Below are 23,516 nucleotides of genomic sequence, written 5' to 3'. Positions count from 1 at the left end.
TTTATGATTTACACCGCTTAAGCACCGGTTGACGGTGATAGGCTCGCCGAAGGAGGGGCGAAGCGACGTAAGCGTAAGGCGTTAAGTAGCACAAAAACGCTGGATAATGTCATGGCTCCAGCCGCGAAAATAGGCGACAACAGTAGCCCGTAGGCGGGGTAAAGGACGCCAGCAGCCACTGGGATTAAGGCCGTGTTGTAAGCAAAAGCCCAAAACAAATTTTGACGAATATTGCTCATGGTCGCTTTGGACAAAGCAATGGCGTTGGGTATTCCCTGTAAGCTACCTGACATCAATACCACATCGGCGGTTTCTATCGCTACATCTGTTCCCGTACCGATGGCTAGGCCTACGTCGGCCTCGGCTAAAGCAGGGGCGTCATTGATCCCATCACCCACAAAAGTCACCGAGCCATGCTCGGCCTTGAGTCGGCGTAATGCCTCTGTTTTTCCTTCGGGCAAGACTTCAGCAATCACCTCGTCGATGCCGAGTTTTGCCGCTATAGCGTTGGCCGTGTGTTGGTTGTCTCCGGTGATCATGGCCACTTTTAAACCTAAGTCGTGCAGCGCGGCAATGGCGGCTGGGGTATCTGCCTTGATGGGGTCGGCAACCGCAATAATGGCCGCTAGCTTACCGTTAATGGCAGCGTATAAGGGGGACTTGGCCTCGTCACCTAAGCGCTTAGCTGTGTTGGCAAAGGCACTAATATCTAAGCCTAGCGCTTGCATATAACGGTCAGCGCCAATTTCTATGTGCGTTTCGTCTATGGAAGCACGTACGCCCATCCCTGTAACGGATTCGAAGTCGCTTAAGGAAGGAAGTGAAAGCTGCTCTTGTTTAGCCGCATCAACAATGGCTCGGGCAATAGGGTGTTCGGATCGTGATTCGACGGCAGCCACTAGCGCCAGTACTTCATGGTGTTGGAAATCGGCCGTCACTTCAAAGTCAGTTAGCACGGGATGCCCCTCGGTGAGGGTTCCTGTTTTGTCTACGGCTACGACCTTGGCATCTTTTAGCCGTTGTAGCGATTCGCCCTTGCGAAATAACACGCCCATTTCGGCACCACGGCCTGTGCCAACCATGATAGAGGTCGGCGTCGCTAATCCCATCGCGCATGGGCAGGCAATAATGAGAACCGCCACCGCATTGACCAGAGCGAAGCTTAAGGCCGGTGAGGGACCAAAAAACAGCCATATCAGAAAGGTAAGTGCCGCGACTGCCATGACAGCTGGCACAAACCAAAGTGTGATCTTGTCGACCATCGCTTGGATCGGTAGTTTTGAGCTTTGGGCCTCTTCAACCAGACGAATGATTTGAGCAAGTACGGTTTGTTTGCCCACTGCTGTCGCACGCAACGTCAGTGAGCCTTTTTGGTTTACGGTGCCGCCTACGACCTCGTCTCCCGACGTTTTTTCGACGGGGATGGGCTCTCCGGTAATCATGGATTCGTCGACGTAGCTGTTACCTTCTAGCACTTCGCCATCTACGGGAAGTCGCTCTCCTGGTCGAACGACAATGACATCTCCCTGAATGACGTCACCAATGGGCAAATCGATGGTTTTTCCATCTCGGATCACATGTGCGACTCGGGCTTGTAATTTCACCAGCCGCTTAATGGCTTCAGAGGTGCGGCCCTTGGCGCGAGCTTCAAGAAAGCGTCCCAATAAAATCAACGCTACAATGACCGCAGCCGCTTCGTAATAAACGTTGACGGTACCAGCAGGCAGGACTGAAGGTATAAAGGTCGCGACCAACGAGTAACCATACGCGGCCAACGTACCCACGGCGACGAGCGAGTTCATGTCAGGGGCTAAGCGGAACAGTGCGGGAAAACCGTTAAGATAAAAACGCCGTCCGGGAATAACGAGAACGAGCGTCGTTAGTAAAAACTGAAGGTACCAGCTTGTTTGTATCCCGATTGTGCGATCGATGAGACTGTGTACGCCAGGAATCAAATGTGACCCCATTTCTAGGGCAAATACCGGTAAAGAGAGAATAAAAGCAAGACCAAAGTCTCGCTTAAGGCGGGCACTTTCTGCTTCGCGCTTGGCGGAGAGTTCGTCGCTGTCAGCTTGCCCATCAGAATGCAGTTCGCGCGCCGCATAACCTGCCTGATTGATGGCCGCTAATAAGGCACCAGGCGCGGCCGTCCCATGTATCGTGGCGCGTTCGGTGGCGAGGTTAACGCTAACTTCGGATGCGCCCGCTACTGATTGTAAGGCGCGCTCAACTCGCCCCACGCATGATGCGCAACTCATGCCTTCCACGTGTAGGCTTACTGGCTTTGCTTGGGTTTTGGGGGCAGTGATAGACACCATGTGATCCTTTATTTCATAACCGAAGATGAGACGCTAACCATAAGCTTAAACCTTCCCATGATGGTAATGTCAAGGAGTATAAAAAATCATGTTTTCTTGTCGAAGACTTCGGTACAAACGAGTGTTGCATAATTTATGTTGATGGGTAACCATGCAATTAACGCTCATAAGGCGGTGCTATTGTTAAGTTAAAGCCATTGAAAATCCACAAGATATTTCAAAACATAAAGAGACACGCTATGTCATTAACTTTACACGTTCCAACCCCTCCAGCTCGTCCAGGGCAGCCTTCGGATTTCTCCTATTTGCGGCTGCAAGCGCCTGGCGCGGCTTCTAAACCTTCGGTAAACAGCCAAGCCCACGAGCTTAGTGACTACGCCTATGGTTTGATTCGAGTGTTAGATGATGATGGGCAGGCGCTCGGCGATTGGGCGAACGACATGAGCCTAGAGCAAAAGCATCGTGCGTTGCAGGTTATGACGCTCACACGAATCTTCGATGCCAGAATGTTCCATGCGCAACGGCAGAAAAAAATTTCGTTTTATGTTCAGGCTGTGGGCGAGGAAGCCATGGCAACGGCTCAAGCCTTGGCCTTGAATGATGACGATATGTGTTTTCCATCGTATCGACAACATAGCTTATTGCTTGCCCGTGGCGTGCCGCTGCTTGATCTCATGTGTCAGTTGTATTCGAATGCCTGCGACCCTTTAAAAGGACGGCAGTTGCCTGCGATGTACTCGCGACGCGACAAAGGTTTCTATTCGTTGTCCGGTAATCTTGCGACCCGATTTTTAATCGGAGTAGGCTGGGCGATGGGCTCTGCCATAAAGGGGGACACACGAATTGCATCGAGTTGGATAGGCGACGGGGCTACCGCAGAGGGTGATTTTCAAACAGCGTTAACCTTCGCGCACGTCTATCAGGCTCCAGTGATACTCAATGTGGTGAATAATCAATGGGCCATTTCAACTTTTCAGGCCATAGCGGGGGGCGAGAACAACACCTTTGCGGCCAGGGGCCTAGGCTCTGGAATCGCCTCGCTTCGAGTCGATGGTAATGACGCTTTAGCGTGTTATGCCGTATCCAAATGGGCGGCGGAACGCGCGCGATCGAATCAGGGCCCCACGTTAATTGAATGGGTAACTTATAGAGCAGGGCCGCACTCCAGTTCGGATGACCCAAGCAAGTACAGACCTGATAACGAATGGCAACACTTCCCATTGGGCGACCCAATCCAGAGACTGAAGCAACACTTAATCCACTTGGGTGAATGGTCTGAGGCACAGCACGAGGGCTTGACAGAGCAGTTAACCGCCGATGTGTTGAGAGCGCAGAAATCGGCTGAGGCGTCCGGCGGCTCGACGGCGATTGCAGGCAGCCATAGCAGCAGCATATTCGAAGACGTGTATGTCGAAATGCCCGACCATTTACAACGCCAACGTCAGCAATTTGAGGAGGGGCTATGACCACCTTGCCGCGTGAATCAGTAGGCAGCGTTGTATCCATGAGCTTAGGTCAGGCCATACGTTCGGCGCTAGATGTGATGCTTGAGCGAGACGAAAACGTGGTCCTTTATGGGCAGGATATTGGCTATTTTGGTGGGGTATTCCGGTGCACAGATGGCTTGCAACATAAGTATGGGAAGCGTCGTGTTTTTGATGCTCCCATTTCAGAAAGTGGAATCGTTGGCACGGCGATTGGGATGGGGGCTTATGGTTTAAGACCCGTGGTGGAAATCCAGTTCGCGGATTATTTTTATCCGGCTATGGATCAAATTGTCTCAGAGTTATCCCGATTACGTTATCGTTCGGCAGGTGATTTTAGTGCGCCCGTCACGATTCGGATGCCCGCTGGTGGCGGTATTTTTGGCGGACAAACTCACAGTCAGTCGCCGGAAGCCATTTTTGTGCACGTGGCTGGTTTACGAACGGTGATGCCGTCAAACCCCTACGATGCCAAAGGTTTGTTAATCGCAGCCATCGAGTCTGAGGACCCAGTGATTTTTTTAGAGCCTAAACGTTTATACAACGGTCCTTTTGATGGGTATCACGACAGACCGATTCAATCATGGAGAGATCACGAGGACGCACAAGTGCCCGAGGGCTACTTTAGCTTGCCCTTAGATCAAGCAGCTATCGCCCGGGAGGGCAGCGACTTGACCGTATTAAGCTACGGTACGATGGTTCATGTGGCCAAAGCGGCGGCCGAACTTGCCGAACTCGATGCCGAAGTGATTGATTTACGTACGTTATGGCCGGTGGATTTACAAAGCATTAAACGCTCTGTGGACAAGACTGGGCGCTGTGTGATCTTACATGAGGCCACTCGTACCGGAGGCTTTGGTGCCGAGCTAGCGGCCTTAGTCCAAGAACATTGTTTTTACGCCTTAGAAGCGCCTATTTTGAGAGTGACCGGTTGGGATACTCCTTACCCACATGCTCAAGAGTGGGATTACTTTCCCGTACCAAGTCGGGTAGCCGCCGCCTATAGAACCGTTATGGAGGGCCTGTAATGAACACTCACGTCATAAAAATACCTGATATCGGTGAAGGCATTGCAGAGGTTGAGCTGGTGGAGTGGTTTGTTCAGGTGGGCGATGCAGTTAATGAGGATCAAAATATTGCTAGCGTGATGACGGATAAAGTCTCGGTGGAAATTAGCTCTCCTGTTTCGGGTACGGTGCAAAGTCTTGGGGGTAATGCGGGGGATGTGTTGTTGGTGGGCTCAGACTTAGTGTGCATTGCACTTGAAGCGAACGAGGCTGATCAGCCGGTAAGTGGAAATTTTTCATCATCAGCGCAAACGCCAAGTACTGAGCACACGCGCACCGATGAGATGCCACCAATGGATGAGCCGCATCCAGCGAAGACCGCTCAGACAAACAGTGAGGGTTCAGAGGATACGAAAAGTGATGCTAAACAGCAGCTACTAAAAGGAGTGCAAGCGTCTCCGGCTGTGCGTAAGCGTGTCGCAGATTTAGGACTTAGCTTAGTCGAGTTAGCTGAACAGATGTCGGTAGAGCGTGTGGCGCATAGCGATGTGGACCGCTACCTGCAGGGGGCAACGGCAGGGGGGCAGCTTGAAAAGTGTGACGATTCAGCACCCGTCCGGCTGAGCAATGTAAAAACGGATGTGCCTGTACGAGGGTTACGACGCCAAATCGCGCAGAAGATGGAACGCGCTCACACTGAAATTCCCCATTTCAGTTACGTAGAGGCGATTGATATGACGGAGGTAGAGCACTCAAGACGAGAGCTAAACGAGCGATGGGCCTCCGAGCGCGGACACTTAACCTTATTGCCTTTTTTGGTCAAAGCGCTGTGCTTATCCCTTAAAACACACCCTCAGCTTAATGCGACCTTTGATCGCTCAAGCTATGTCATCCATCAGCATGAGGATGTCAATATTGGTATCGCGACACAAACTCAGGCTGGCCTAATGGTTCCTGTACTGCATCATGCACAGACCTTAACACTATGGAAAATTGCTGAACAAGTAAAAGCGCTATCGGAGGCGGCCAAGAGCGGTGCCTTGCGTTTAGATCAAGCGAGCGGCTCTACCATTAGCTTGAGCAGTTTAGGCCCGTTGGGGGGGATAGCCGCCACACCTATCATTAACTACCCTGAGCTCGCCGTCATCGGTGTTAATAAAATGGTAGAGCAACCCGTCGTAATAGAAGGAAACGTTGTGGTGCGTAAAATGATGAACCTGTCTTCTTCGTTTGATCATCGCATCATCGATGGCTATGATGCCGCCGCTTTTATTCAAACCTTACGCGCTTTTATCGAAAAACCTGTTTTACTACTGACGGCTTAAGAGGGGGCGGATTTTAGCCTTCGCTAACAGAACGTGCGGTTGGGGCTGGGATACAATACCTAATTAGCCTGTGAGCTATGGTATTGGATCCTTCCCTATGACAACTTCCAGTGCAGTCGAACAAGAGCCACGCTTAGATTACGTAACCTGCGCCAGTGGCGCGGGTGTACACCGCATGGCCTATTGGGAGTGGGGAGACCCCACGAACCCCAAGGTACTATTATGTGTACACGGACTGACACGATCTGGCCGTGATTTTGATCCTGTTGCTCGGGCCTTTGCTCAAGATTATCGAGTCGTATGTCCCGATGTGGTGGGGCGAGGTCATTCGGATTGGCTGACCAACCCTCAGTATTATGTTGTGGCGCAATACGTGGCGGATATGTTGGTGCTCATTGCTCGTTTACGTCCAGAGCGCTTAGATTGGGTTGGTACTTCCATGGGCGGGCTTATTGCTCTTGCTTTATCAGGGGTAATGAATGCCTCAATGGCGGCACGTTCAGCACATCCGCAGTCCTTAGAGCCACTGTTAGACGTACCGCTGGGTAAAATTGTGCTGAACGATATTGGTCCGGCCTTGGATATGGATGGCTTAACCCGTATTGGCCGCTATCTCGATCAGCCAATGCGCTTTTCTTGTCTGCAAGATGCCGAAGCTTATGTGCGAGAAACTTGTGCTGATTTCGGGCCTCAAACAGATGAAGACTGGAACGAACTGACTAAAAACGTGTTCGTGTGTCATGAAAACGGTAATTGGGTGAAACACTACGATCTACGTATTGCCACACCGTTTAAGTCGTTATCGGCTCAAGCCATGAAACAAGCCGAGTTGCTGTTATGGCAGTCGTACCAAGCTATTCGCTCTCCCGTTCTTATTTTGCGGGGCGAACGCTCAGACCTGCTTAGCAATCAAAGTACCCAAGAGATGTTGCAGCGTAATCGTCAGGCGCAGTGTTACCAGATCGCGGGGGTAGGGCACGCCCCAACCCTGCGTAATCAGGAACAAATTCAAGTGTTACGTGATTTTTTGCGTTGAATCCACGAGGTTATATGAGTCTTTCTTCCCCTAGTATTGATCTGCATAGTCATTCCACCATGTCCGATGGGGTCTTAACCCCTCAGCAATTGGCGCAACGAGCAGCGGCCAATGGCGCAACAATGTGGGCACTTACCGATCATGACGAGCTGAGTGGCCTTGAAGAGGCCGCGTCCGAGGCGAATCGTCTCGGTGTGCAGTTCATTCCTGGGGTCGAAATTTCGGTGACGTGGTGTGGTCGTACTGTACACATCGTAGGCTTAAACATTAACCCGCAGTCAGCAGGGTTGGCGCAAGCGCTTGCCGATATACGTGAGGGGCGTATTGACCGAGCCAAAGAAATAGCGCATAAGTTAAGTCAACTTGGCATAGACGGTGCGTATGAGGGGGCTTTGGTCTTTGCGGCCAACCCGTCCTTATTAAGCCGTACCCACTTTGCTCGTTTTTTAATCGAAAACGGACATTGCGCCAATATGAACCAAGTATTTAAACGCTATTTAGGTGACCACAAACCAGCGTATGTGCCGATGCAGTGGGCGCATTTAGAACAAGCCGTTCAATGGATTCACGAAGCGGGTGGTAAGGCAGTGATTGCCCATCCTGGGCGCTACGAGTTTACGCCATTGCAGTTCGATGCGTTATTTGAACGATTTAAAACCTTAGGTGGTGAAGGTATTGAAGTGGTGACAGGTAGCCACACTGAAGATGATTATCGTGTGTATGCGCAAGTGGCAAAACGTTTTGATTTTGCTGTGTCATGTGGTTCTGATTTTCATGGCGTTGGCGAAGGGCGCTTAGATATCGCTAAGCTGCCGCCTACACCTAAAGATTTGCGTACCGTCTGGGCTGATTGGCTATAGAGCACAGTCAATTAGGAGGATATATGAGTAAAGCTTTTGTTAAAGAAAACGATGACGATTTGGATGACGACATCGTTACACCTGCCGTCAGTATTCCTGCAGGAACGAAAAACTACATTACCGTTCAGGGCTATCGCGCTCTGCGCCAAGAGTTCAAACAGTTAATGAATGTAGAGCGTCCTGAAATGGTGCAGGTGGTTTCGTGGGCGGCATCAAACGGTGATCGTTCCGAAAACGGCGATTACATTTACGGTAAAAAACGCCTTCGAGAAATCGATCGTCGCATACGTTTTCTGACAAAGCGGATGCAAATTGCCGAGGTGGTCGATCCGGCGTTACAACCCAATCGGGATCAGGTTTTTTTTGGTGCGACAGTTACCTATGCCAATGCAGAGGGTATGGAGACGACCGTCACCATCGTGGGCATCGATGAGGCCGAACCTCTTAATGGAAAAATCAGTTGGATTTCCCCTGTTGCGCGATCATTAACGAAAGCGCACGAGGGCGATACCGTGGTTTTACGTACACCCGGGGGTATCGAAGAGCTTGATGTGCTCGAGGTTTCGTACCCTGCTGAGCCCACTGAACCCGATGACGAGCTTGATCATTAACCGTAAAAATTTATTCTGCGGGCTTCTTCCCGCTGTTGCGGTTAAAATAAGCCGCATTTCTTTCTCTCCTTTTGCATTTCCCACATCGTGAACTCCATCTTGCACCTCTCAGGCTCTTCATTTTTATCCACTTTTAGACGCGAACGACTCCTACAGCGGTTTAAGCAGTTAAATCTTCCCGTGTCGGATATTCATGGTTATTACGACTACTACGTGTGGACGGCAGAGGCGGGCTTAGACCAAAGCAATGCCGAAAAACTTCATGCCTTACTGGATGACGGTCGACCGGCTTTCGATACGGTTGCGCAAAATGATAGCGACTTATCGTTACTTGTTATTCCGCGACCAGGAACAGTGTCACCGTGGGCAAGCAAAGCCACTGATATTGCGAAAAACTGTGGTTTAGAAGGTATTCGTCGCATAGAGCGAGGTTTGCGTTATGTACTCACGCCCAAGCGGGGATTGCTTGGTGCTAAAGACATCAGCACCGAGCAATTGGGATTGATTGCCGACGTATTGCACGATCGGATGACCGAAACGGTCGTCGATAGTAGCTTTACAGGGGCAGCACTTTTTCAAGAATTAAGTGCTAAGCCAATGCGTTTTGTCGATGTGATGGCGAACGGTCACAGCGCATTAGAGCAAGCAAACCAAAGTATGGGTTTGGCATTATCTGACGATGAAATTGAGTATCTGGTTGAGGCGTTTACTCGCTTAGGGCGCAACCCTAACGACGTCGAGCTTATTATGTTCGCACAAGCCAATAGCGAGCACTGCCGCCATAAAATATTTAATGCGCAGTGGGTTATTGACGGTCAGGCACAAGATAAAACCTTGTTTGGCATGATTCGCGATACCCATGCAGCACAACCCGAACGAACAGTGGTGGCCTATTCAGATAACTCGGCCATCATGGAAGGCGGTCCTGCAGAAGTTTTTTATGCTTCGCTTCCTGATTCTGAAGCCAAGGGTGCTTATCAGCGATTTGATACCACTTTGCATACCCTGATGAAAGTGGAAACGCACAACCACCCCACAGCCATAGCTCCCTTCCCTGGGGCGGCAACTGGGTCAGGCGGGGAAATTCGCGATGAGGGTGCTACCGGTCGTGGCTCCCGCCCTAAAGCGGGCCTGACGGGCTATACCGTTTCTAATCTAAAATTTCCTGATGCCATCGAGCCTTGGGAGTCCGACTCGCATGGTTCTTGCAGCCGTATTGCGTCGGCCCTCGATATCATGATCGATGGTCCTTTAGGTGGGGCGGCGTTTAACAACGAGTTTGGTCGTCCTAACTTGCTGGGTTACTTCCGTACCTTCGAACAAACGGCCGGAAATGTACGTTGGGGATACCACAAACCCATCATGATCGCTGGTGGATTAGGTTCTATTGATCATCGTTTAACACATAAAGACCCGCTTCCTGAAGGGGCGTTGCTGGTTCAAATCGGTGGGCCTGGAATGCGTATCGGTATGGGCGGTGGCGCAGCCTCTAGTATGAGCTCAGGCGTAAACCTAGCCGAACTGGATTTTGATTCCGTGCAACGGGGGAACCCTGAAATGCAGCGTCGCGCACAGGAAGTTATCGATCGTTGCTGGCAACAAGGCGATGACAATCCCATTATTGCGATTCACGACGTTGGGGCGGGTGGTTTGTCGAATGCCTTTCCTGAGTTGGTAAATGATGCGGATCGCGGTGCTATTTTCGATTTACGCCATGTTCCTCTTGAGGAGTCTGGCTTATCGCCCGCTGAAATTTGGAGTAACGAATCCCAAGAGCGTTATGTACTAGCGATTTCACCTGAAAACCTAGAACGCTTTAAGAAAATTGCCGAACGTGAGCGTTGCTTATGGGCGGTTGTTGGCGTAGCCACTAAAGAGCGACAGTTGCGTGTCACCATGGGTGAAGGCTTGCCAGGGTTCGAGCCAGTACAGCCCCAGCAGGTGGATCGACCTGTTGATGTGCCCATGGATGTGATTTTGGGTAAGGCTCCTCGTATGGAGCGTAATGTTAGCCGTGAAGCGGGTGTTTCAGAGCCTCTGGATCTCACCGTAGTGCCTTTAGCCGAGGCGGTGTCACGCGTATTACGCCATCCTACCGTCGCCAGTAAAAACTTCTTGATCACCATTGGCGATCGAAGTGTGGGTGGGTTGTGCAGCCGTGACCAAATGGTAGGGCCGTGGCAGGTTCCTGTCGCCGATTGTGCGGTGACCTTGGCGGACTACGAAGGCGTTCGCGGCGAAGCCATGGCTATGGGTGAGCGTAGCCCTATCGCCATGTTGAATGCTCCGGCGTCAGGTCGTATGGCGGTAGCCGAGTCGCTAACAAACTTGGTAGCGGCTGATGTGCATAGCATGAAAGACATTAAGCTATCAGCTAACTGGATGGCGGCATGTGGTGTAGAAGGTCAAGATGCGGCGCTGTTTGATACCGTGGCCGCTGTCAGTCAGTGGTGCCAGAAGCTAGGTCTTTCTATTCCGGTCGGTAAAGACTCGTTATCCATGCGTACGGCGTGGGACGAAGACGGTGAGCAACGTGACGTGGTAGCTCCTGTATCGTTAGTGGTTACCGCTTTTGCACAAGTTCAGGATGTGCGTAAAACCTTAACCCCTCAACTGCGTACAGACGTTGGCGACACATGTTTGATCTTGATCGATTTGGGTTTGGGTCAGCAGCGTATGGGTGCCTCCGTGCTGGCGCAGGCTTTTAATCAAGTCGGAGAGCAGGCTCCCGATATCGAGAATGCCGAGCTATTGCTTGCTTTTTTCCACGAAATACGCGCGCTTCATAACGACGGTTTGGTGCACGCTTATCACGACAGATCGGATGGTGGCTTACTGGCCACGATCGCCGAAATGAGCTTTGCAGCTAAGACCGGTGTCTCGCTGAATATCGATATGCTTACTATCGATCCACATGCCGCTGATTGGGGTGATTTTAAAATTCGTCCTGAACAAGTGTCGGTGCAGCGCGATGAGTTAACGCTTAAAGCCCTCTTTAACGAAGAGGCAGGGGCGGTTATTCAGGTCAGCCAGTCTCAACGAGATGCCGTACTGCAGCGCTTGCGCGATGCAGGATTATCCGCTTATGCCCATGTCGTGGGCGCACCAAATGCTAGCGATCAAATCGAGGTTTATCGCGATGGTGCGTTAATTTATCAAGCGTCTCGCGTACAGTTGGCGCAGCAATGGAGCGAAGTCAGTCGCCGTGTGATGGCGATGCGTGACAATCCTGACAGCGCTCAAGCAGAGTTTGCCCTGTGGGACGATGCGACTGACCCAGGTATTAGTGTGGAAGCGAACGTGAATCCGCAAGAGAATATTGCGGCACCCTTTATTGCATCTGGAGCGCGTCCACGTATTGCTGTAATGCGCGAGCAAGGTTGCAATAGCCAAGTGGAAATGGCGTGGGCGTTTGATAAGGCCGGTTTTGAAGTTGTTGACGTGCACATGACTGACCTTTTAGCCGGACGTAATAATCTGGCTGAGTTTCAAGGTGTTGTGGCGGCAGGCGGTTTCAGTTACGGGGATGTACTGGGTGCAGGAGAAGGCTGGGCCAAAACCATACGCTTTAATACCCTGTTAAGCGACCAGTTTTCTGCGTTTTTTGATCGTCCTGACACTTTCTCGTTGGGCGTATGTAATGGTTGCCAAATGATGGCGGCTTTAGCCCCATTGATTCCGGGTGCGCAGGCTTGGCCTAAGTTCACTCGCAACCTATCCGAGAAATACGAGGCGCGTCTTGTCACGGTAGAAGTTGCTGATTCGCCATCGATCTTTTTCAACGGCTTACACGGCGCGCGGTTACCCATTGTGGCAGCGCACGGTGAGGGTTACGCTAACTTTGATCTACAAGGGGATGCTTCCAGCATTATTAGCGTGGCTAATTTTGTTGATAATCGCGGCCAGATCACAGAGCAATACCCCTTTAATCCCAACGGCAGTGCAAGAGGCTTGGCCGGCGCGACGACCGCAGACGGTCGCTTTACCATTCTGATGCCTCATCCCGAGCGTGTTACACGCAATGTGATGTTGTCTTGGGCCCCGCAAAGCTGGGGAGACGCCGATACCGGTGGCGTTGAGGCAACAAATGGTGGGTTTACGCCTTGGATTCGCCTCTTTCAAAACGCACGGGTCTGGATTGGTTAAACGCTTAAGCGTATAATCTGCCTTTGGACGGAGTAAATTTTATGCGTCTCGTTAAAAAAGCACTTACCTTCGACGATGTGTTGTTGGTACCCGCTTATTCAGAAGTTCTACCTCGCGATGTGGCCTTAACATCGCAGTTCACACGTGATATTTCACTAAACATCCCTCTGGTGTCGGCGGCGATGGACACGGTTACCGAGTCTCGCTTGGCAATTGCCATGGCACAAGAGGGCGGTATCGGTATCATTCACAAAAACCTCAGTGCCGATGCGCAAGCACAAGAAGTGGCCCGCGTTAAGCGCCACGAATTCGGTATTGTGATCGACCCGATCACGGTCACGCCAAGCATGACCGTACGCGACGCCATTAACCTGCAAAAGCAACACGGTTTTTCAGGTTTGCCAGTGGTAGAGGGTGATCAATTGGTGGGTATTGTTACCAACCGCGATTTACGCTTCGAAGATCGTCTTGATCTGGCCATTCGTGAAGTCATGACGCCTAAAGAGCGTCTTGTCACCATGGACGAAGGTGCCACTCTTGAAAAAGCGCAGTCATTAATGCATAAGCACCGCCTTGAGCGTGTGCTGATCGTCAATGACGCCTTTCAATTGCGCGGGTTGGCGACAGTAAAAGATATTGTTAAAAACACCGAACATCCCTTTGCTTCTAAAGATGCGCACGGGCAATTACGCGTGGGTGCAGCAGTGGGTGTGGGTGGCGACACCGAAGAGCGTGTAGAGAAGTTAGCACGCGCCGGTGTGGATGCCATCGTGGTCGACACTGCCCATGGTCATACTAAGGGTGTGATTGATCGTGTACGTTGGATCAAGCAAAACTACCCACATATTCAAGTGATTGGCGGCAACATTGCGACAGCGGCTGCAGCCCTTGCTTTGGTTGAAGCTGGTGCTGACTGCGTAAAAGTCGGTATAGGCCCGGGATCCATCTGCACCACTCGCATTATTGCGGGTGTAGGGGTGCCGCAAATTTCGGCAATTGCCGACGTTGCGAAGGCCCTTAAGGGAACGGGCGTTCCCCTAATTGCTGATGGTGGAATACGCTTCTCTGGCGACGTTTCAAAAGCTCTTGCCGCGGGTGCCTCCATTTGTATGATGGGTGGCATGTTCGCAGGTACTGAAGAAGCTCCGGGTGAAGTGGTTTTATTCCAAGGCCGGTCTTACAAGTCGTATCGCGGCATGGGTAGCTTGGGCGCCATGGTTGATGGTTCAGCCGATCGGTATTTCCAAGATGCGTCGAGCAATGCTGACAAACTTGTACCCGAGGGAATCGAAGGTCGTGTTCCGTATAAAGGCAGCGTTATTGCTATTATTCATCAATTAACTGGCGGTGTTCGTGCATCGATGGGTTATTGCGGTTGTGCCTCAATTCCTGATTTACACGAGAAAGCCGAGTTTGTTGAAATTACAGCAGCGGGTGTTCGCGAGTCACACGTACACGATGTACAAATCACCAAAGAGGCACCGAATTATCGTGCCGACTAAGACAACCTGCCGATAGGCCTCGTTGTCTGGTAAATCGGCCACGTTGCTTTTACAACGTGGCCGATTTGTTTCTTATTTGAAGTTTTCACTATAGATCCCTTATCCATGCATCAGCGCATCCTTATTCTTGATTACGGCTCACAAGTTACTCAACTCATCGCTCGACGCGTTCGCGAGGCTGGCGCGTACTGTGAAATTCATCCCGGTGATGTCGATGACGATTTTATTAATGCTCAGGAAGGCTTGCAGGGCATTATTTTGTCAGGCAGTCACGCCTCAGCCGATGATGACGATGCGTTAAAAGTACCCGCAGCGGTGTTTACGCGTGGGGTGCCGGTTTTGGGTATTTGTTATGGCATGCAAGCCATGGCCTTTCAGTTAGGGGGCGAGCTTCAACGCGCTGACCAACGTGAATTTGGTTACGCCGAGGTGCGTGCCCATGGCCATACTCGCTTACTTGATGGCATTCAAGACTTCGTTACTGGCGAAGGGCATGGCATGCTCAAGGTCTGGATGAGTCACGGTGATCAGGTTACAAGCTTGCCTGCTGGTTTCAAGCTCATGGCTTCTACGCCTTCTTGCCCCATAGCAGGTATGGCAGATGAAACGCGCCAGTTCTACGGCGTTCAGTTTCATCCTGAGGTGACGCACACGGTACAAGGCGCTGCCATCATTAGCCGTTTTGTAAAAACGATTTGTGGTTGTACCGGTGATTGGAATATGCCCGATTACGTGGAAGAGGCCATACAGAACATCCGTGATCAGGTGGGTGACGATGAAGTCATTCTTGGTTTGTCAGGTGGGGTCGATTCCTCGGTTGCGGCAGCGTTAATTCACCGTGCTATTGGCGACCAATTAACGTGTGTATTTGTTGACCACGGCCTATTGCGACTTAATGAAGCTGAGCAAGTGATGGCCACTTTTGCTGATAACTTCGGCATGAAGGTTATTCACGTTGACGCCACAGACACGTTTTTATCCGAACTGGCAGGAGTAACCGACCCGGAAGCCAAGCGTAAGATTATTGGTAGGGAATTCGTTCATATCTTCCAGGACGAAGCCAGCAAGCAGAAAAATGCCCGTTGGTTAGCGCAAGGCACCATTTATCCTGATGTCATTGAGTCTGCTGCGGCCAAATCGGGTAAAGCCACAGGTATTAAATCGCACCATAATGTGGGTGGTTTGCCTGATACCCTAAATTTAAGCCTGCTTGAGCCGCTACGAGAGTTATTTAAAGACGAAGTTAGACTCTTAGGGATCGAACTCGGCTTGCCGCCAGAAATGGTGTATCGCCATCCTTTCCCCGGCCCAGGCCTCGGGGTGCGTATTCTAGGTGAAGTCAAAAAGGAATACGCTGATTTGCTACGCCAAGCCGATGCTATTTTTATAGAAGAGCTTCGCAATACTATTGATCCTGAAACCGGCAAAAACTGGTACGAGCTTAGCTCACAAGCCTTTGTGGTTTTCCTACCCGTGAAAAGCGTGGGTGTCATGGGCGATAGCCGCACCTACGAATACGTGGTGTCGCTACGTGCCGTAGAAACCTCTGACTTTATGACAGCCGATTGGACTGAATTGCCCTATGCATTATTAAAACGGGTGTCCGGCCGTATTATCAATGAAGTACGGGGTATCAACCGTGTGACCTACGACGTTTCCAGTAAGCCCCCGGCTACAATTGAGTGGGAATGATCCCGCGTCTGGCACGGCCAGGCAACTGATGGCATGAGATGCCCTGAAGCCCGCGTAATTGCGGGCTTTGTTGTTTTTATGTCTGGCATTGTCTGGCAGCAAGCGGAAGCGCCAAGCATCGTTTTAGCGTGGCATTAAAGCTGGTACTATTGGCTGACGATACCATGATCGGTTCCGATACCATGTGATGTTTTCTTCCGATAGCATGGTATTGTTTTTAAATAAGCCATTGTTTTAATTGGAAAAATTGGCTTGTTTTGTGGCTTTTTCAAGCATGGTATCAAAGTCGATTAAGGACAAGGTGAATGCTGACCGATACCAAGCTGCGCAATCTTAAGCCCAGGGACAAGCTCTACAAGGTGAATGACCGAGATGGCCTATATGTGGCTGTCACTCCAGCCGGTTCCATTTCGTTCCGCTACAACTACTCGATTAATGGTAGGCAGGAGACCATCACCTTTGGCCGCTACGGCGTGGGTGGCATCACCCTGGCCGAAGCCCGAGAACAATTAGGGGACGCCAAGAAGATGGTCGCGGCGGGCAAGTCACCGGCCAAGGAGAAGGCCCGCGACAAGGCACGGGTGAAAGATGCAGAGACGTTTGGTGCCTGGGCGGAGAAGTGGTTGCGTGGGTATCAGATGGCCGACTCCACCCGTGACATGCGTCGCTCAGTCTATACACGCGAGTTGAAGCCGAAATTTTCCAATCAGAAGCTGGCCGAAATTACCCATGAGGACTTGCGGGCACTGACCGATACCATCGTTGAGCGGGGCGCACCGGCCACCGCCGTTCATGTGCGCGAAATCGTATTAAACGTGTATCGCTGGGCAATCGAACGCGGCCAGAAGGTTGAGAATCCGGCAACACTGGTGCGTGCAGCATCTATCGCCCGGTTCGAGCCGCGTGACCGGGCGTTGACGCCAGAAGAAATCGGGCTGATGTATCAGTACATGGAGCGGGTGGGTACAAGTCCAACAAATCGAGCGGCGGCCAAGCTGTTGTTACTGACGATGGTACGCAAAAGCGAGCTGACCAACGCCACCTGGAGCGAGATCAATTTCAGCGAAGCGCTATGGACGATTCCGAAGGAAAGGATGAAGCGGCGTAATCCGCATCTGGTATTTCTGTCCCGACAGGCTCTGGATATTTTCATCGCCCTGAAAACCTTTGCCGGTGGTTCTGACTTTGTGCTGCCATCACGGTACGACTCTGATGCGCCGATGAGTAGTGCCACTCTCAACCAGGTGCTAACGCTGACATACAAAGCGGCGGAGAAAGATGGGAAGTCGCTTGCCAAGTTCGGGCCGCACGACTTGCGGCGCACGGCCAGTACGCTGTTGCATGAGGCTGGCTACAACACCGACTGGATCGAGAAGTGCTTGGCGCACGAGCAGAAGGGCGTGAGGGCAGTCTACAACAAGGCGGAGTACCGTGAGCAGCGGGCTGAGATGTTGCAGGATTGGGCGGATATGATTGATGAGTGGACTATCAGGAGTAGTCGCTGATATTTTGGTTGTAACCTGCCTAGTTCAGGTTTCTTATTCATGTGAATTAAAAACGGTTCCCCCATGCAGACACACGAACAATACAATGGTGTTTTTCTTCCGAACGATAGTCAATTTGTCGGACACCTGGATATTGCGGGCGCGGGAAGCATTCTTAGGCTCGTTGGGAAGGATTTCTGGGGATGCCCGAGGGACGAGTTTACAGATATTCACGGAATACTGGTGGACGGTAAGAAAGCATCTATTTTGGATTGTGTGATCCAGGAAAAAAATCAGTACCGATTCGATAAAGATACACAGTTTGAGAGCGTTTTTTTTCCGAATTTTATTGTCATTGGTGAAGAGTTTATAAGTTCTGACGAACTTGTTATCCAGGCAGTGCGTTATCATTTTGATAATGTCGCCAGCCTTGTAAGTGGAAGCAAAACCTTCCGATCCCTATGGCCGGACGCAGAGGAGGCGCGCCGGATTCTAGAGGAGGACCACAAGCGCTCGGAGAAAATTGCTGAGGAGCATGGCTGGTCGAAACCCTCGTTTAATCCTGAAATTAGCGAGCATCCGCGTCTGCTCTATTACAGCGGGTTATGGGAAATAATAGCGCTTCAATCTGGAGTCGGAAAAATATCACTAACAAATCGCCCTTCCTTCAGTATGGGGACTGCAGCAGGGGTTGGCATTAGCAATCAAGTCATCGCGAATATCGAATTTACGGAGCCCAAGTCGCTGATCGCAGTAACGCATGAGCTTCAAAATTTACATGGATTGTTTGAGTTGAGTCTCGGACACCGCCAGCGCTATCGCTGGATTGAGCTGGAATTGATTTATCGCTCAAAGGAAACTGAGCACGACATGCCTCAGACTGGACGGCTGTACTGGAGTCTGTGTAACGAGCGTGTCAAGAACGACTCAAAAGTCTCTATGAACGACATTCTTCTGGCTCCAGATCGTCGTCCCGAAGAGTTTGCTAAGGTAGCCGCAGGTTGGATGAACAGCGCAGAGAATATGCTTGATCCAAGGGAACGATTTGCGACAGCATTTTTCGGTGCCTATAGTATCAATCGCATCGTCGGTGCAGCCAACATGTTTGATTTGTTGCCTGAGAGCCATGCGCCTACTACGAAGGAGGTTGATGCACCGCTGAAAGGCGCGGTGATTCAATGTCGCAAAATATTCTCAGACCTGCCAGAGAGCTTTGCTAGGCAATCTGTTCTGTCGGCCTTGGGACGCATTGGTAAGGCTAGTCTACGTGACAAAATCTATCACCGTGCTGACAAAATCATCGCTGTAGCTGGCAGAAAATTTCCGGAGCTTCATCTGCCATGTCATCAGGCTGTTGTATGTCGCAATCACTATGTGCATGGCAGTAAGAGGGCATTCGACTATCAAGAGAACTTTACGGGATTTGCATTCATCACTGATACGTTAGAGTTTGTTTTTGCTGTATCGGACCTGCTTGATCTTGGATGGGATTTTAACCGTTGGCTGGATGAAGGAATGCCGATGAAGCATCCGTTTGGCGCTTATGTTCTTAATTATTCGCAAAATATTGGCCATCTTAAGGCGCTAGTTTGATTGATACACAGTGAATATCGACTAGATATGCGAGAAAGTAGATTTTAGCTGCTAAAGTTTTTCGTGGCGTTTTTACTCCTTCAATTGGAGCATTCTGGGTGTCGAGGTCAGTGATTTCAGTGCCTTCCATACTGCCTGACGTTCGATGCCTAGTTTTCGCGCTATCTCCGACTGATTGAACCCGCTCCACTGGAGTATCAGTATTTGCTTTTTGCGGTCTGATAGCTTCGAGTCCACCATCAATCGCGCTTGGTTGCGCAGCTCTCCTTTGTCGGCTGGCTGTACAGTCTGGCTCAGCAGGTACTGGTGGAAATATCGATCTACCAGCGGGTCGCCTGACGCCGCTTGTGGCGTGCTTCGGTTTGCACATTGGCGGTTAAGTCGGCCAAGTTCCATGTCGAAGTGTGCGACAGATCGCTTTGCTCGCCTATAAGCCAGGTTTGATGCCCCGCTGGGCAGTTGGGGCTGATGGTCAGCGCAATACTTGGTGCTTAATCGTAATCTGTCATCGTTGCCGCGCACTTGAGAATCATCATCTGCAAATGACTTTAGTCCGGCAGGTTTTCCACAGAAGCGGCAGAAGCTTTTTGAGCGGGTTCCATTCAAGCCACGCAAAGTCGCTTTCTTGGGGCGCTTGCAAGCGCAGCTCCAAGCCAGACCGGCTAAAGATTCGATTGTTGCAATAAAACGCCGATCCCTTGAGTCCTGTCGATCCACTGTTTTGAGAAATCGACGCAGCAACTCTCGTTGCAGGCGAACCATGGCGTCAAGTCCCACCAGGCGAATGATCTCGCTGAAGTCGGTTCCAGTTCCGGCACCTGGAACAAAGTTCGAATAACGCGCAGGAAGGGTGGACATGTAGGTAGCCACGGCTGGGTCAATTACTTCTTGGATCAATTCCACAATGGGGTAGCGGCGTGAGGCCGTGGAGTATGGCCGCCAACGATCTTGGAATTTTTGGAGGGCTTCCGCAACAGTGGGTGAACAGTCGTCATGAATGAATATGACAACGCTAGGATCTAGAGCTTTTAAGGGGGTAGTGGTCTTTTCTTTTCTCATGGCGTCAACCTCTTTGGGTAATTATAAGGCTGTCGCAGTATGAATTACTAGGCACCATAAGGCACTCGTTAGTAATTGGAGGCCGGGCCATGCAAGCTGCAATCAGCAAAATACTCATCAACAGAAAAAAGCTCCTGGAGATCATTCCGCTCTCGACGCGAACCATCTATAACTTGGAGCAACGAGGGGAGTTTCCGCGCCGTATTGCGCTCACATGCAGGAATGTCGCATGGGATTTATCGGAAGTCGAAGAGTGGATCGAAGCGCGTAAAGCGTCGGGCATTCAGGCAGATCGGCCCGGCGACGTGAGGGGGTGATATGGCCCTTGATCTGATGGCGGCGTTCAATGAACCGCCGCCGCCAATTGATTACGTTTTACCCAATATGGTTGCCGGCACGGTGGGCGCACTTGTGTCGCCAGGTGGGGCAGGCAAGTCCATGCTGATTCTGCAATTGGCTGCGCAGATTGCTGGCGGCCCTGATCTGCTGGAAGTTGGCGAGCTGCCCACGGGTGCGGTGGTCTACCTGCCCGCCGAAGACCCGCCTGTCGCGATACATCATCGTTTACACGCCCTTGGCGCACACCTCACAGCCGAACAGCGGCAAGCCGTGGCTGTTGGCCTGCTGATTGAACCGCTGATTGGCAAATGCCCCAACATCATGGTCTGCGATTGGTTCGATGGCCTCAAAAGGGCCGCTGAGGGTCATCGTCTGATGATTTTAGATACCCTGCGCCGCTTCCATAACGAGGAGGAGAACGCCAGCGGGCCTATGGCACAGGTCATTGGTCGCATGGAGGCCATAGCGGCTGATACCGGCTGCGCCATCGTGTTTCTGCATCACGCCAACAAGGGCGCGGCGGTGGCGGGCGCTGGCGATCAACAGCAGGCCAGCCGTGGATCATCGGTGCTGGTCGATAACATCCGCTGGCAGTCGTATCTCTCCGGCATGACGCAGACCGAGGCCGAGGAATGGGGTGTTGATGAGGGGCAGCGGGGGTTCTTTGTCCGCTATGGTGTCAGCAAGGCAAACTACGGCACACCTTTCCAAGAACGCTGGTTGAGGCGGCACGAAGGCGGTGTGCTGAAGCCAGCTGTGCTGGAGCGGCAGTGCAGGGTAGCGGGGCGTCAGCGTGGTAAAGCCTAAGTATGACCTGACCCACGCTCGCCACGACCCGGCGCATTGTCTGGCTCCTGGCCTGTTCCGCAGTCTCAAACGTGGAGAACGCAAGCGCGGCAAACTGGATGTGACCTACACCTTTGGAGAGGACGAGTCCATGCGTTTTGTCGGTTTTGAACCGCTTGGAGCCGATGATATGCGTCTTTTGCAAGGCATCGTGGCCCTTGGTGGGCCTAATGGCATCTTGCTAACTCCGGAACCGACCAGCGAGACTGGGCAGCAGCTCAGGCTATTTCTTGAGCCTCGCTTCGAAGCCATAGAGCAAGACGGTTTGGTTGTCCGTGAGAGCCTGACCAAGCTACTCTCAGAAACGGGCATGACGGACAGCGGCGACAACATCAAAGCGCTAAAAGCCAGCCTGCTACGCATGTCGAACGTCACCATTCTTGTGACGAAGGGACGGTACCAAGCCGCTTTCCATCTGATGAGCCACGCTTTTGACGATGTGGACGGCAGGCTATGGGTTGCCCTGAATCCGCGCATTGCTGAAGCGATCCTGGGGCATCGCCCATATGCCCGTATCGACATGACTGAAGTTCGGGCGCTCCGGACTGACCCGGCGCGGTTGATGCACCAACGGCTATGCGGCTGGATCGACTCAGGAAAATCTGGGCGCGTGGAACTGGACACCCTTTGCGGCTACGTCTGGCCGGATGACGTGGCCAATCCCAACACGCTAAAAACACGTCGCCAAACTGCCCGCAAGGCTCTGGTTGAGCTTGCTGCCGTGGGTTGGACGGTGAGCGAGTACGCCAAGAGAAAATGGAAAGTCAAAAGGCCCAGTCTTACCGCAACGGTATCCCACTCACGGTAACAGCATCTTTTTTACCGTCGTAACGCCACCTCTCTACCGTCGTAACGCCACCCTTTCACCGTCGTAACGTCACCCTTCCTGATCCGGAAACCCCAGGCACGGTGCGGCCTTGCGTACAGTTTAAAAAATCCATCCATGATTATCTAAAGATAATCCATCATGCGCGGCACAGTTCGCGCCTTGAGGGGCGCGCTCTGACCTTACTAATAAAGCCCTGGCGGGCTTTCTCAATCGGCCATAGGCCGATGGTTTAACGCCAAGAAAGAGAGGGGCGGATCATGTCTTCTCCTTGGCGTTAAAACTCGCCCCATAGGGGCGTGAAATCATGTCCATCCGTATTACTAATGGCTGGTAATGAGGTGGGTCCCTCCCCCTATTACAGCAGCCAACAGGTGCGGCGGCAGGTGTCCCAAGTCCCTCCCCTATTACTAATGGCGAAGCCCACGCCCGAGCCGAAGGCCCTGTTTTTGAGTAGTCCTGTGATGAATAAATTATGAGTAGCCCGCAAGGCCGGAACGGCACGAAGTAGGGCTGTTCAAAGTCACTCCCCTATTACTAATGCAAATTTTGGAAATGCCATATGACAAGGAAAAATCATTCTAGCCCCTCCTGAATCGCTTGATTGGGAGCATGCGGGCGGTGATTGTCCGGTAAGTTGTTTTCTGAAGGTATTTCGTTGGTTTCTAGATTGTTTTTTGATGTTTATTGATAGGTTGTTGCATGCAAATAGCAAGGTTTTCGCTGTATATCAGGTGCTTACCCATCTGCTGGTTAAGGATTCAAGGTAACCACCAGTCTCCACTCACTATGCACGGCATCGGATGTACGCTTTCCTTGGTGTAAACATCGCCGTAAGGCGGGCAAGATGGGTGAAGTTAGCTAACCGGCAAGCCGGTTACCTATCTTCACTATCCCTTATTCGCGCCGGGGGCACTCAACGGGAATCCTGCTCTGCGAGGCAGCCGGCTACCGCCGGCCTAGAAGCAACAACCGAGGTTGGACGATGGAGAAAGACGAAAAGCAAACAGGCCGGAAGCGCCGCCACCGTCTACGGGTGCCGGAGTTCCCGGACGATAAGAAGAGATCAGGCGGGCTTGAGCGTTGCGCGCTACTTGCGCGAAGTCGGCCAGGGCTACGAAATCAAGGGCATCACCGACTACGAGCGCGTGCGCGAACTGGCCCGGATCAATGGCGACCTTGGCAGACTTGGCGGCTTGCTGAAACTTTGGCTGACCGATGATGTGCGGACGGCCAAATCGGGCGCGTCCTGAACGCCGTGGTGCGACCGAGGGCCGAGCCATGACTTTAGCAGCTAAATTTTTGTCAACCTATTTGGCCAATTATCAGGCTGAATCAAGATGCATTGCTAGGCACCATAAGGCATTCATTAGTAATTGGAGGCCAAG

General features: G+C 51.7%; 16 protein-coding genes and 1 pseudogene. 15 read left to right on the top strand and 2 right to left on the bottom strand.

Features of this window, described 5'->3' with window-relative positions:
• Positions 1-17: 17 nt before the first annotated feature.
• Positions 18-2,318, bottom strand: a complete 2,301-nt coding sequence (locus AC2UZI_RS08905; protein ID WP_486943451.1) for a heavy metal translocating P-type ATPase — start codon at positions 2,316-2,318, stop codon at positions 18-20.
• Between the two features lie 239 nt (positions 2,319-2,557).
• Here AC2UZI_RS08905 and AC2UZI_RS08900 point away from each other — a divergent pair, with 239 nt between their 5' ends.
• The 11 genes from AC2UZI_RS08900 (at position 2,558) to AC2UZI_RS08850 (ending at position 19,058) form a co-directional block, all read left to right on the top strand.
• Positions 2,558-3,784: a thiamine pyrophosphate-dependent enzyme gene (locus tag AC2UZI_RS08900; RefSeq protein WP_486943450.1), complete on the top strand. Its 1,227-nt coding sequence runs from the start codon at positions 2,558-2,560 to the stop codon at positions 3,782-3,784.
• Positions 3,781-4,830, top strand: coding sequence for an alpha-ketoacid dehydrogenase subunit beta (locus AC2UZI_RS08895; protein ID WP_486943449.1), 1,050 nt, complete (start codon positions 3,781-3,783; stop codon positions 4,828-4,830). The genes AC2UZI_RS08900 and AC2UZI_RS08895 overlap by 4 nt, the downstream gene beginning before the upstream one ends.
• A complete protein-coding gene (locus tag AC2UZI_RS08890) occupies positions 4,830-6,134 on the top strand; it encodes a dihydrolipoamide acetyltransferase family protein (RefSeq protein ID WP_486943448.1) in 1,305 nt (434 codons plus the stop codon). The genes AC2UZI_RS08895 and AC2UZI_RS08890 overlap by 1 nt, the downstream gene beginning before the upstream one ends.
• 97 nt (positions 6,135-6,231) lie before the next feature.
• Entirely contained in the window at positions 6,232-7,170 is a 939-nt protein-coding gene (locus tag AC2UZI_RS08885; RefSeq protein WP_486943447.1) for an alpha/beta fold hydrolase, read from the top strand.
• Between the two features lie 14 nt (positions 7,171-7,184).
• Positions 7,185-8,030 (top strand): PHP domain-containing protein, encoded by an 846-nt coding sequence (locus AC2UZI_RS08880; protein WP_486943446.1) that lies wholly within the window; start codon positions 7,185-7,187, stop codon positions 8,028-8,030.
• Positions 8,031-8,053: 23 nt separating this feature from the next.
• On the top strand, positions 8,054-8,641 hold the full coding sequence (greB, locus tag AC2UZI_RS08875) for a transcription elongation factor GreB (RefSeq protein ID WP_486943445.1): 588 nt from the start codon (positions 8,054-8,056) through the stop codon (positions 8,639-8,641).
• Positions 8,642-8,728: 87 nt separating this feature from the next.
• A complete protein-coding gene (purL, locus tag AC2UZI_RS08870; RefSeq protein WP_486943444.1) occupies positions 8,729-12,787 on the top strand; it encodes a phosphoribosylformylglycinamidine synthase in 4,059 nt (1,352 codons plus the stop codon).
• Positions 12,788-12,828: 41 nt separating this feature from the next.
• The gene (guaB, locus tag AC2UZI_RS08865; protein ID WP_486943443.1) at positions 12,829-14,289 is read left to right on the top strand and encodes an IMP dehydrogenase; all 1,461 of its coding nucleotides are present in this window, start codon (positions 12,829-12,831) and stop codon (positions 14,287-14,289) included.
• Positions 14,290-14,394: 105 nt separating this feature from the next.
• The gene (guaA, locus tag AC2UZI_RS08860; RefSeq protein ID WP_486943442.1) at positions 14,395-15,981 is read left to right on the top strand and encodes a glutamine-hydrolyzing GMP synthase; all 1,587 of its coding nucleotides are present in this window, start codon (positions 14,395-14,397) and stop codon (positions 15,979-15,981) included.
• 305 nt (positions 15,982-16,286) lie between these two features.
• Positions 16,287-17,486: a tyrosine-type recombinase/integrase gene (locus AC2UZI_RS08855; protein WP_486943441.1), complete on the top strand. Its 1,200-nt coding sequence runs from the start codon at positions 16,287-16,289 to the stop codon at positions 17,484-17,486.
• Between the two features lie 63 nt (positions 17,487-17,549).
• Positions 17,550-19,058 (top strand): ApeA N-terminal domain 1-containing protein, encoded by a 1,509-nt coding sequence (locus tag AC2UZI_RS08850; RefSeq protein ID WP_486943440.1) that lies wholly within the window; start codon positions 17,550-17,552, stop codon positions 19,056-19,058.
• A gap of 72 nt (positions 19,059-19,130) precedes the next feature.
• Here the strand turns inward: AC2UZI_RS08850 and AC2UZI_RS08845 are convergent, their stop codons facing one another.
• Entirely contained in the window at positions 19,131-20,117 is a 987-nt protein-coding gene (locus AC2UZI_RS08845) for a LuxR family transcriptional regulator (RefSeq protein ID WP_486943439.1), read from the bottom strand.
• An 89-nt stretch (positions 20,118-20,206) separates the two neighbouring features.
• Here AC2UZI_RS08845 and AC2UZI_RS08840 point away from each other — a divergent pair, with 89 nt between their 5' ends.
• The 4 genes and pseudogenes from AC2UZI_RS08840 to AC2UZI_RS08825 all read left to right on the top strand — a co-directional run.
• Positions 20,207-20,434 carry a helix-turn-helix transcriptional regulator gene (locus tag AC2UZI_RS08840; protein ID WP_486943438.1) on the top strand — a complete coding sequence of 76 codons (228 nt, stop codon included), beginning with the start codon at positions 20,207-20,209 and terminating at the stop codon, positions 20,432-20,434.
• 1 nt (position 20,435) lies between these two features.
• Positions 20,436-21,263: a helicase RepA family protein gene (locus tag AC2UZI_RS08835; protein WP_486943437.1), complete on the top strand. Its 828-nt coding sequence runs from the start codon at positions 20,436-20,438 to the stop codon at positions 21,261-21,263.
• Positions 21,250-22,110: a replication protein C, IncQ-type gene (gene repC, locus AC2UZI_RS08830; protein WP_486943436.1), complete on the top strand. Its 861-nt coding sequence runs from the start codon at positions 21,250-21,252 to the stop codon at positions 22,108-22,110. The genes AC2UZI_RS08835 and repC overlap by 14 nt, the downstream gene beginning before the upstream one ends.
• 1,003 nt (positions 22,111-23,113) lie before the next feature.
• Positions 23,114-23,372, top strand: a pseudogene (locus AC2UZI_RS08825) (plasmid mobilization protein); the annotation flags it as partial.
• Positions 23,373-23,516: the final 144 nt, after the last annotated feature.

Source organism: Paenalcaligenes sp. DL 463, from assembly GCF_057475185.1.
This window is presented reverse-complemented; position numbering and strand designations above follow the sequence as displayed.